The sequence below is a fragment of the Arthrobacter sp. ERGS1:01 genome, assembly GCF_001281315.1.
In the GTDB taxonomy this organism is placed as follows: domain Bacteria; phylum Actinomycetota; class Actinomycetes; order Actinomycetales; family Micrococcaceae; genus Specibacter.
This window is the reverse complement of the sequence record NZ_CP012479.1, coordinates 1,099,861-1,111,289: the sequence shown is the minus strand read 5'-3', so window position 1 is coordinate 1,111,289 and position 11,429 is coordinate 1,099,861. Positions and strand designations below refer to the sequence as shown.

Genomic DNA, 11,429 nt, shown 5'->3' with positions numbered 1-11,429 from the left:
GCGGACGTGCGTTGCTGCTAGGATCCGGAGATCTGGCGCAGCACGTACTGCAGGATGCCGCCGTTGCGGTAGTAGTCCGCTTCGCCTGGGGTGTCGATGCGCAGCACGGCGTCGAAGCTGACCGGCGTGCCGTCCTCGGCGGTGGCGGTGACCTTGAGCGTCTTCGGCGTGGTGCCGTTGTTCAGCTCGGTCACACCCTCGACGGAGAACGTCTCGGTGCCGCTCAGGCCCAGGGACTCGGCGTTCTGGCCGGCCGGGTACTGCAGCGGCAGCACGCCCATGCCGATCAGGTTGGAACGGTGGATGCGCTCGTAGCTTTCGGCCACAACCGCCTTCACGCCCAACAGTGCCGTACCCTTGGCAGCCCAGTCACGCGAGGAGCCGGAACCGTATTCCTTGCCCGCGAGGACCACCAGCGGGGTGCCCGCGGCCTGGTAGTTGATGGAGGCGTCGTAGACGTAGGCCTGCGGGCCGCCGGCAACCGTGAAGTCGCGGGTGAAACCGCCCTCCACGTTGTCCAGGAGCTGGTTGCGGATGCGGATGTTCGCGAAGGTGCCGCGAATCATGACCTCGTGGTTTCCACGGCGTGAGCCGTAGGAGTTGAAGTCCTTGCGTTCCACGCCGTTGGCCAGCAGGTACTGGCCGGCGGGGGTTTCGGACTTGAACGAACCGGCCGGGCTGATGTGGTCGGTCGTGACCGAGTCGCCCAGCTTGAGCAGGACGCGGGCGCCGGTGATGTCCTCAACGGGCTCGGCCTCGGCCTTCATGCCCTCGAAGTACGGGGGCTTGCGCACGTAGGTGGACTTGGGATCCCATTCGAAGGTGTTGCCTTCCGGGGTCTCCAGGGACTTCCAGCGGTCGTCACCGTCGAAGATGGTGGCGTAGGAGTTCGTGAACATCTCGCGGTCGATCGAGGCGTCCATGACTTCCTGGACTTCCACCGGGTTCGGCCAGATGTCGGCAAGGAAGACGTCGTTGCCGGCGTCGTCCTGGCCCAGGGCGTCGGTCTCGAAGTCGAAGTCCATGCTTCCGGCCAGGGCGTAGGCGATGACCAGTGGCGGGGAGGCCAGGTAGTTCATCTTCACGTCCGGGTTGATGCGGCCCTCGAAGTTGCGGTTACCGGAGAGCACGGCCGTCACGGAGAGGTCGTTCTCGGCGATGGCCGCGGAGATTTCGGTGTCCAGCGGGCCGGAGTTGCCGATGCAGGTGGCGCAGCCGTAGCCGACCGTGTAGAAGCCGAGCTTCTCCAGGTACGGCACCAGGCCGGACTTTTCGTAGTAGTCGGTGACTACCTTGGAGCCGGGGGCAACGGAGGTCTTGACCCAGGGCTTGGAGACCAGGCCCTTGTTGACGGCGTTGCGGGCCAGCACTGCCGCCGCCAGCATGACCGACGGGTTGGACGTGTTGGTGCAGGAGGTGATCGAGGCGATCGAGACGGCACCGTGGTCGAGTTCAAACTCGACGCCGGATTCGTTCTTCACGTGGATCGGGGCCGACGCGCGGCCGTTGGCACCGGCGGCGGCGGAAACCACTACGCGCTCGGTGTCGTTGGCGTGGTTGTCGGCATGCGTGAAGGACGGGGCGTCGGAGGCCGGGAAGGATTCTTCCAGCGACTCGTCCACCGTGTTGCCGTCGGCGTTTGCATCCGCTGCAACGTAGTTCTTCAGGTCCGAACGGAACTGGCCCTTGGCGTTCGTGAGCTCGATGCGGTCCTGGGGACGCTTCGGGCCGGAGATCGAGGGAACCACCGTGGAGAGGTCCAGCTCGAGGTACTCGGAGAACTTGATCTCGACGGAGGGATCGTGCCAGAGGCCCTGCTCCTTGGCGTACGCCTCGACCAGGGCAAGCTGGTCGTCGGAACGGCCGGTCAGGCGCAGGTAGTCGATCGTGACGGAGTCGATCGGGAACATGGCAGCCGTGGAGCCGAACTCCGGGCTCATGTTGCCGATCGTGGCGCGGTTGGCCAGCGGCACTGCCGCAACACCCTCGCCGTAGAATTCCACGAACTTGCCGACAACACCGTGCTTGCGCAGCTTCTCGGTGATGGTCAGCACGACGTCGGTCGCGGTGGCGCCGGCCGGGATGGCGCCGGTCAGCTTGAAGCCGACGACGCGCGGGATCAGCATGGAGACGGGCTGGCCCAGCATGGCGGCCTCGGCCTCGATGCCGCCAACGCCCCAACCCAGCACGCCCAGGCCGTTGACCATGGTGGTGTGCGAGTCGGTGCCGACCAGGGTGTCCGGGTAGGCGCGGAGCACGCCGTCGACCGTGCGGGTCATGACGGTACGGGCCAGGTACTCAATGTTGACCTGGTGCACGATGCCCATGCCCGGGGGGACGACCTTGAAGTCTTCGAATGCGGTCTGGCCCCAGCGCAGGAACTGGTAACGCTCGCCGTTGCGCTGGTATTCGATCTCCATGTTGCGCTCAACGGCGCCGGAGTTGCCGAACACGTCAATCTGCACGGAGTGGTCGATCACCATCTCGGCCGGAGCCAGCGGGTTCACCCGGGTCGGGTCACCGCCAAGTTCCTTCACGGCCTCGCGCATGGTGGCCAGGTCAACGATGCAGGGAACTCCGGTGAAGTCCTGCATGATGACGCGGGCCGGGGTGAACTGGATTTCGGTGTCGGGCTCCGCGTTAGGGTCCCAACCTGCCAATGCACGCACGTGATCGGCGGTGATATTCGCACCGTCTTCGGTGCGCAAAAGGTTCTCCAGCAATACCTTGAGGCTGAACGGAAGGCTCTTCGCGCCTTCAACCGAGTTCAGTCGGAAAATCTCGTAGTCGGTTCCGGCAACATTAAGTACGCCTTTGGAACCAAAACTGTCCACATTTGTCATCGATGGACTCCTCTCGCCACTACTTTTATCTTTGTCACGCAAAGGAATCGGTGCCAGTTAGGCACACCTTACTCGCGTTCGGAGACGGCCCCGTGCTTTTTCAGGAAACGGTACAGCAGTTCGACCGCCAGGCAACCTGTTGCAGTTACGCCAATCGTAACCGCTAGGAGGGGTCCGGACGGGATGTCGAGGGCAAAGAAATTCCGGGCGAACGGGATGGCCATGATCAACACCAGCCCGGCCACCATGGCTGCCACCAGCAGGGCCCGCCAAACGTCGAACGGCCGGGCCAGGGCGCCCAGCACCCACAGGGCCACCAGCAGCACCGTCATGGTCGTGGCGGTTTGGCCCGTGGTGACGGCTTCGGCGTCGGTAAGCAGCGGGTTGGGGAACGCCCGGGAGAATGCGTACACGGCCATGATGCAGCCGGCCAGGATGGCGCCGGCCGGGACGGAGAACAGCAGCGCCCGGCGCAGGAATCCGGGCTGGTAGCGCCGGGCGTTGGGCAGCAACGCAAGGAAGAACGCCGGGATGCCGATGGTCATGGAACTCACAATGGACAGCTGCCGCGGCAGGAACGGGTAGCGCCACAACAGGATGCCGATCACGATCGAGATGATGACGGCGTAGGCGGTCTTGGTCAGGAACAGGTTGGCCACGCGCTCCACATTGGCGATGACCCGCCGCCCTTCCGCCACCACGGAGGGCAGGTGCGAGAACTGGCCGTCCAGGAGCACCAGGCGCGAGACTGCCTTCGTCGCGGGTGCGCCCGTGCCCATCGCGATGCCGATGTCGGCGTGCTTGAGCGCCAGGGCGTCGTTGACGCCGTCGCCCGTCATGGCCACCACGTGGCCGCGGCTCTGCAGGGCCAGCACAATGGACTTTTTTTGCTCGGGTGTTACGCGTCCCAGAACGCTTTCGCGGGCCAGGACCTCCGCCATGGCGTCGCGCTCGGCGGGCAGTTCCCGGGCGTCGAAGCCGTCGCCGGAGAAGTCAAAGCCGACGTCGCGGGCCACGGCCGCCACGGTGCGCGGGTTGTCGCCGGAGATGATCTTCAGCGCCACGCCCTGGTCGCGGAAGTATTGCAGGGTGGCGGCGGCGTCCGGGCGCACCTTTTCCCGGAACGCCAGCAGCGCCACGGGCACCAGGCCGGCCAGCTCCAGCTCGCCTTCACCTTCCACGAGGTTCGACGCCGGCCGGTGGGCCAGGACGACGGCGCGCAGTCCGCGCCCGGCGAGGTCGTGGGAGAGCGTCAGCGCGTCGTCGTGGCCCGTCTCAAGACTGCCGTCGACGCTGCCGTCGAGGCTGCCCGCGGCCAGCACGATGTCGGGCGCGCCGAGCACCCAGGTGCCGGCCGCCGTCGAGCCGGTACCAAACGTGGCGGCGCTGTATTTGCGGGCGCTGCTGAACGGGACGATCCAAGCCGGCGCGTCCGTGGGCGGGGTCCCGTAGGCGGGGGCCAGGGCGGCCGCCGTCGCGTTGGCGTTGGGGTGGACGGCCGAGAACGCCAGAGCGCTTTCCCAGCCGGGCACGGCGGCCAGGACGGTGGTGTCGGCCAGCTCCATCCGCCCCTCGGTCAGCGTGCCGGTCTTGTCCAGGCACACCATGTCCACGCGGGCCAGGCCCTCCACGGCCGGCAGCTCCTGGACCAGCACGTTGCGCCGGGCCAGCGTCACGGCGGCCAGGCCGAAGGAAACACTGGTCAGCAGCACCAGGCCCTCGGGGATCATCGCCACGATGCTGGCCACGGCGCTCACCACGGCCTCTCGCCATTTGCCGGAGTTGATGGATTCGGCCCAGCCGCCGTGGGCGTTCATCTGGCCGTTGATGACGAGCAGGATGATGGGAATCAATGCCCAGGTGATGTACAGGATGATCCGGTTGATCGAATTGCGGATTTCCGAGTTGACCAGCGAGAACCGGCGGGCCTCGGCCGTGAGAGCGCTGGCGTAGGACTCGGCACCGACCCGGTGGACCCTCGCGGCGCCGTGTCCGGCCACGACGGCCGAGCCGGACAGCGCCAAGTCCCCGGGTCCCTTGACGACGGGGTCCGACTCCCCCGTCAGCAGCGATTCGTCAACCTCCAGCGACTCGGCGGAGAGGACGATCGCGTCCGCCGGGATCTGGTCGCCGGTGCGCAGCAGCAGGACGTCGTCCTGAAGGACCTCGGCCACGGCGATGTCGTGGTCGGTGCCGCCGCGGCGCACCCGGGCCTTGGGTGCGTGCAGCACGGCGAGTTTGTCGAGCGTGCGCTTGGCCCGGTATTCCTGCAGCACCCCGATCGCGGCGTTGGCCAGCACGATGAAGCCAAACAGGGCGTCCCGGGGGTCCCCGACCAGCAGCACCAGCACAAGGGCGCTGCCCAGCACTCCGTTGAACAACGTCAACACGTTGGAGCGCACGATCGCGGCAATGCTGCGGCTGCTCTCGTGCGCCACCACGTTGACGAGCTCGGCGTCCCGGCGTTCGGCCAGCTGGGCGGCGTCGAGCCCGTCCCGTGCCAGCACGACGGCGTCGACCGGCGCCAGCCTTGCCCGGGCCTCGGCCAGGGCGGCGCGACGGTGTTCGTCGCGCCGCTCAGCCAGGATGGTGCTTTTTGGTTTGCTGCGGGTCAGGTCCCGGTTCAAGGACGCGCCTAGACTGCCCGGGCCGCCGGGGTCAGCAGTGCCACCGTCTCCACGTGGTGGGTGTGCGGGTACAAATCGAACGCGCGCAGCTTCGAAACGGTCCAGCCGGCCGCGGCGAAGTAGGACACGTCGCGGGCAAAGGCTGCCGGGTCGCAGGAGACGTAGGCGATGGCCGCGGGCCGGGTGGCGATGAGCGCCCGGACGGCGATCTTGCCGGCGCCTGCGCGCGGCGGGTCAAGGACCACGGCGTCGAAGCGGCGGCGCCCGCCCTCGGGCAGCTTTTCGGCCAGCACGCGCTCGACGCGGCCCTGGACAATCTGCACCTGGCTCGCGGCGTGGAGGTTCTTGCGCGCGTCCCGGCTGGTGCCGGGTGCGCCCTCCACGGACAGGACGCTGCCCTCGGGGCCGACGGCGTCGGCCAGGGGTGCGGTGAACAGCCCGGCGCCCGCGTACAGGTCGGCGACGTTGGCGCCGTCGTTGAGGTGCCCGCCCGCAAGCAGGAAGCCGAGGGCGGCATCGGTGAGGACCTTGGGGGCGTTGCGGTGGATCTGCCAGAAGCCGTCGCCGGTGACCCGGAACTCGTGGTCGTCGGTGGTTTCCTTGACCCAGCCGCGGCCGTTGATGACCGAGATGGCCCCGGTTTCCGGGTTCCAGCCGGCAACCGACGGCGGCACGGGACGGCCGGCCAGGGCGCGGGAGATGCGCTTGAGCGCGTGCCCGGCGGCCTTCTCCCCCAGTCCGGGGGCCGGGGCCAGCAGCACCAGCACGCCGGAGCCGTTGGCGGGGGCCGCAACCTCCACGCGCTCGATGCCGGTGTAGTCAAGCTCCCACAGGCGGAGGTCGTCGACGACCGGGACGGCCAGCGGCATTTCATGGACGGGCAGCACCGTGTGGGAGCGGTGTGCGTGCATGCCCAGCTTGCCGCCGGGGGTGACCGCGAAGCCCACGCGGGTGCGCCAGCCCAGGCCGGCCGCCTGCGCTTCGCTGCCGTTGGCATCCACGTCCTCGACGCCGGCGAACACCGCGTCGATGTCGGCAGCAGCCATCTTGCCGAGGCGTTCGAGCTGTTCGCGGACCACTGCGGTTTTCAGGGCCAGCTGGCCCGGCCGGGAAATGTGGCCGAACTCGGCCCCGCCGATGGGGGACGCGCCGCGGGCACCGGCGCGCAGGGCGTCGGCCTCGGGCCAGAAGTGGTTGACGCGCTCGGGGGCCGCTTCGAGGACCTTGGTGACGTCGGCGCGCCAGAACTTGGCGTCGTCGTCGTGCTCGGTCAGCGCAATCTCCACGGTCTCGCCGGGGATGGCGTGCCGGACAAAGATGACGCGGCCCTCATGCCGGGCCACACAGTGGCCGCCGTGGGCCACGGGTCCCACGGTGACGGTGAGGCGGGACATGGTGCTGGGGGTATCGCTCATGGGCTTTATGCTCTTCTATTCTTGGTACTTCTTTGCGTCGGTGGAGGACTTGAGCTGCCAGGGCACGCTCGCCACCACGACGCCGGGTTCAAAATGCAATCGCGTCTTTATGCGCAGGGCCGTCTGGTTGTGCACCAGCTGCTCCCACCATTTGCCCACCACGTATTCCGGGATGTACACCACAATCAGGTCGCGCGGAGAGTCGCGCCGCATGGCCTTGATGTGGCTGATCAGCGGTGTCAGCGTCTCCCGGTACGGGCTCGCCAACACAGTCAACGGTACCGGGATGGAGAGCCTGTCCCAATCCGCGATGGTTGCCTCGGTCTCCGCGGGGTCCAAATCAACCGTGATGGCCTCCAACGACGACGGCCGTGACGCCCGGGCAAACGCCAGGGCCCGCATGACGGGCTTGCGGACGTGCGAGACCAGGATGATGGCGTGGATCCGGGACGGCAGGGCCCCCACGGTGGAGTCCGTCTCCACGGCCAGTTCCTTTGCCACGTTCGTGTAGTGGGCGTGGATGCTCCACATGATGGCGAACAGCACCGCCATGGCCAGCAGGGCGATCCAGGCGCCCTGTTCGAACTTGGTGATCAGCACGATGATCAGCACCGTCAGCGTCATGAAGAAGCCCACGCTGTTGATCACCCGTGAGCGCTTCATGCGGAACCGGACGGCCTTGTCCTTCACGGTGCGCAGTTCCCGCGTCCAGTGCCGGACCATGCCGATCTGGCTGGCAGTGAAGGAGATGAACACGCCCACGATGTAGAGCTGGATCAGCTTTGTGACGTCGGCGTCGAAGGAAATGATCAGCACCAGGGCGCCGATGGCCAGCAGGATCACGCCGTTGCTGAACGCCAGCCGGTCCCCGCGGGTGCGCAGCTGGCGGGGCAGGTAGCCGTCGCGGGCCAGGATCGAGGCGAGCACGGGGAAGCCGTTGAAGGCGGTGTTGGAGGCGAACACCAGGATCACGCCGGTGGCGGCCACGATGATGAAGAACGGGATGGAGCCGATGCCGAAGATGGTGCCGGCGATCTGGCTGATGGAGGGGTTTTGCACGTAGCCGGCCGCGGGCGGCTGGCCGTTGACGAGGAATTCGGTGGCGGGGTCGGCCACGATGTGCACGCCGGTGGCGTTGGCCAGGAACAGGATGCCGGCCATCATGCCGGCGGCCATGGCGCCGAGCAGCAGCAAGGTGGTGGCGGCGTTCTTGCTCTTGGGTTTCTTGAAGTTCGGCACGCCGTTGCTGATGGCCTCCACACCGGTCAGGGCCGCGGCACCGGAGGAGAACGCGCGCAGCAGCAGGAACGCCCCGGCAAGGCCCACCAGGCCCTGGTTGAAGGCCGCCTCCGGGACGATCGTGAAGTCGGCCGACGGCGCCCGCCCCAGGCTGCCGGTGGCGGCCTGGAACAGCCCCACGCCGGTCATGGCGAAGATGCAGAACATGAAGATATAGGTCGGCACGGCAAACACGCTGCCGGCCTCCTTGATGCCGCGCAGGTTCACGAGCGCCAGGACTATGACGCCGATGACGGCGACCACGGCCTGGGTGCCGTGCATGCCGGGCACCGCCGTGGCCAGGTAGTTGGCGGCCGAGGACATCGACACGGCCACCGTCAGCACGTAGTCGACCAGCAGGGCCGACGCCACCGTCAGGCCGGCCGACTTGCCAAGGTTGACGTTCGCGATCTCATAGTCGCCGCCGCCGGACGGGTAGGCGTGGACATTTTGCCGGTAGGAGGCCACCACCGTGAGCAGCACCACCATGACGGCCAGGCCCACCCAGGGCGCCAGGGCCACCGAGGCGACGCCGGCCAGGGCCAGGGTCAGGAGGATTTCGTCGGGCGCATACGCCACCGAGGACAGCGCGTCCGAGGCAAAAACGGGCAGCGCGATACGTTTGGGCAGCAGCGTATGGGCGAGCTTGTCGTTGCGGAAGGGCCGCCCGACAAGGACTCGCTTGAACGCGTTGAAGAAATTCAGCACGCGGGTAACGCTAGTCCCTCGCGGGGCTAAAGTCATGACGGACGCCGCCCGTGACAGACTTCCCTTGTAGGAACGTCCGCCGTCCCGACTTGACCGGCGGGCGCCCAACGCGTCAGATTAGTAGCCGCACTGCATTGCAGTGCCCTTAAACGAGGAGCATCATTGGCACACTTTGTGATCATGGGCTGCGGACGCGTGGGGGCCACCCTGGCCCACACCCTGGAAGATTCCGGCCATTCCGTGGCCATCATCGACCAGGACGAACGCGCCTTCCGCCGCTTGCGCACAGGCTTCGGCGGTCGCAAGATCACCGGCGTCGGCTTTGACCAGGCCACCCTGAAGCAGGCCGACATTGAGAACGCCTACGCCTTTGCCGCGGTCTCCAGTGGTGACAACTCCAACATCCTGGCCACCCGCGTGGCCCGGGAGACCTTCCATGTGGAGCACGTGGTGGCGCGGATCTACGATCCCGGCCGCGCCGAGATCTACCAGCGCCTGGGCATCCCCACGGTCGCGGCCGTGCGCTGGAGCGCCGACCAGGTGCTGCGCCGGATCCTGCCCGAAACCGCCATCAAGGGCGATTTCCGGGAGCCTTCCGGCCGGCTGATCCTGACCGAGCTTTCGCTCAATGACGGCTGGATTGGCCGGCACATTGACGACCTGGAAAATGCGGCGCCCCTGCGGGTGGCCTACCTGACCCGCTTTGGCGAGGGCATGCTGCCCGGACCCGACACCAGTTACCAGCAAGGTGACACCGTCCATGCCATGGTGCAGGGCACAGACACGGCGGAGGTGGCCCGGATCTTGGCGGCCCCGCCGGTAAAGGAGAATTGACGTGCTAGTTGTCATTGTGGGGGCCGGCAGCGTTGGCTGCTCCATTGCCCGCGAACTGCTCTCGCACGGCCACGAGCTGCTGCTGATCGACCCCAAGCCCGAGGTGATCGGCAAGAGCGGGCTGCGCGGCGCGCGCTGGCTCGTGGGTGATGCCTGCGAAATCAGCACCCTGCGGGAGGCCAAGCTGGAGGAGGCCGACGTCGTGGTCTCCGCCACGGGGGATGACAAGGTCAACCTGGTGGTCTCGCTGCTGGCCAAGACCGAATTTGGCGTGGGCCGCACCGTGGGGCGCGTGAACAATCCCAAGAACGACTGGATGTTTGACGACTCCTGGGGCGTTGATGTGGCAGTGAACACCCCGCGCCTGATGACGGCGCTGGTGGAGGAGGCCGTGGAGATCGGCGACCTGGTGCGCCTGCTGACTTTGCAGGCCGGTGTGGCCTCCCTCGTGGAGTTCACGGTCCCCGGGGAATCCCACGTAATTGGCCGCATGGTGGGTGCCGTGGACTGGCCGCAGGATGCCACCCTGGTGGCGATCCTGCGCGACGAGGCCCCCATAACGCCCAGCAACGACGACGTGATCGAGGGCGGGGACGAGCTGTTCTTCATCTCCACGATCGCCGCCGAGGACGAGCTTCGGGCGCTCCTGTCCTCCGATCCCGGCCTGGCGGGCTAGCCTCCTCCGGCTAGCCTTCGGTGGCCACGGGGCGGCTGAGCAGCCATGCCACCCACAGGCCCAGCGCGTACAGCGGCACGCCCATGATCAGGCGCATGGCGCCCAGGGCGTCCACGTTGTTGGTGAAGTACAGGGGCAGCTGCACGGCGAGCCGGGCGGCCATGACGGCCACGATGATCCAGGTGGCCACCCGGTAGGCGCGCAGCCGCTCGGGCTTGGCCCGCCAGCGCACGCCCTCGTTGCGGGCGTAGCCGAAGAGCAGGCCCAGGACGGGCCAGCGGACGGCGATCGAGACCACCATGGCCGCAATGTAGCCGGCGTTGGTCAGGAACCCCACCAGGTAGTAGTTTTCGGCCTTGCCCGTGGTCATGGCCAGCACCGCCGACAGCGCGACGCCGGCAATGCCGGCCAGTGCCTGGGTCAGCGGCGTCCGCTGGACCAGCCGCATCACGAGGAACACGAGCGCCACGGCCACCGAAGCCAGCAGCGACCAGTTCAGGTTGCGGCTGACCGTGAAGATCACCAGGAACACGAGGCCCGGCAGCACGCTTTCGGCGATGCCGCGCACTCCCCCGGCGGCGGCCAGCAGGTCGATGTGGCCATTGTCCTTGCGCACCAGGGCCGACTTTGCCGCCATTTCCTGGGCCAGCCCGGCGAAGCCGCCGGCTGCCGCGGGGGTTCCGGCGTCGTCTTTGTCCATGTTCGTGGCCAACTATGTCTCCTGCGTTCCAATAATTTCGTAGCGGGGGTTGTAGACGGTGGGCAGGCCGTCGCGGCGTGAAACCATGCCCTCGATGCGCAGGCGGGTGCCCACCACCACGCCGGGCACCCGGCGCCGGCCCAGCCACACCAGGCGGACCCGGTGGCTGCCGCCGTCGCCGGCAACCCGGTGGAACTCCCGGTCCGTCATGATGGCGGTGAATTCCGGGGCCGCTGATGCCGGGAGGATCGTGACGGCGTCGATCACGCCGCTGCATACGGCGCGGCCGCGCACCGGCAGCTCATTGATGGCCACCGATGCCGGCCAGGACCCCTGCTCAAGCGGCAT

The 11,429-nt window shown here is 67.6% G+C and carries 8 protein-coding genes; 2 read left to right on the top strand and 6 right to left on the bottom strand.

Annotated elements, in window-relative coordinates; genetic code table 11:
- Positions 1-17 precede the first annotated feature (17 nt).
- The 4 genes from acnA to AL755_RS08835 all read right to left on the bottom strand — a co-directional run bounded on the left by acnA (position 18) and on the right by AL755_RS08835 (position 8,907).
- Positions 18-2,843 (bottom strand): aconitate hydratase AcnA, encoded by a 2,826-nt coding sequence (gene acnA / locus AL755_RS08850; RefSeq protein WP_054010697.1) that lies wholly within the window; start codon positions 2,841-2,843, stop codon positions 18-20.
- A 68-nt stretch (positions 2,844-2,911) separates the two neighbouring features.
- A complete protein-coding gene (locus AL755_RS08845; RefSeq protein WP_107503828.1) occupies positions 2,912-5,470 on the bottom strand; it encodes an HAD-IC family P-type ATPase in 2,559 nt (852 codons plus the stop codon).
- 8 nt (positions 5,471-5,478) lie between these two features.
- Positions 5,479-6,885: a class I SAM-dependent RNA methyltransferase gene (locus AL755_RS08840; protein WP_054010696.1), complete on the bottom strand. Its 1,407-nt coding sequence runs from the start codon at positions 6,883-6,885 to the stop codon at positions 5,479-5,481.
- Between the two features lie 15 nt (positions 6,886-6,900).
- On the bottom strand, positions 6,901-8,907 hold the full coding sequence (locus AL755_RS08835; RefSeq protein WP_082369032.1) for an APC family permease: 2,007 nt from the start codon (positions 8,905-8,907) through the stop codon (positions 6,901-6,903).
- 126 nt (positions 8,908-9,033) lie between these two features.
- Here AL755_RS08835 and AL755_RS08830 point away from each other — a divergent pair, with 126 nt between their 5' ends.
- Positions 9,034-9,705 (top strand): potassium channel family protein, encoded by a 672-nt coding sequence (locus AL755_RS08830; protein WP_054010694.1) that lies wholly within the window; start codon positions 9,034-9,036, stop codon positions 9,703-9,705.
- 1 nt (position 9,706) lies between these two features.
- Positions 9,707-10,381 carry a potassium channel family protein gene (locus AL755_RS08825; RefSeq protein ID WP_054010693.1) on the top strand — a complete coding sequence of 225 codons (675 nt, stop codon included), beginning with the start codon at positions 9,707-9,709 and terminating at the stop codon, positions 10,379-10,381.
- 10 nt (positions 10,382-10,391) lie between these two features.
- Here AL755_RS08825 and AL755_RS08820 read toward each other — a convergent pair whose 3' ends face one another.
- Together AL755_RS08820 and AL755_RS23475 are read right to left on the bottom strand one after the other, a co-directional pair.
- Complete coding sequence (locus AL755_RS08820) at positions 10,392-11,093, bottom strand: DUF3159 domain-containing protein (protein ID WP_445290498.1); 702 nt, start codon at positions 11,091-11,093, stop codon at positions 10,392-10,394.
- Positions 11,094-11,429: an OB-fold nucleic acid binding domain-containing protein gene (locus tag AL755_RS23475; protein ID WP_054010692.1), complete on the bottom strand. Its 336-nt coding sequence runs from the start codon at positions 11,427-11,429 to the stop codon at positions 11,094-11,096.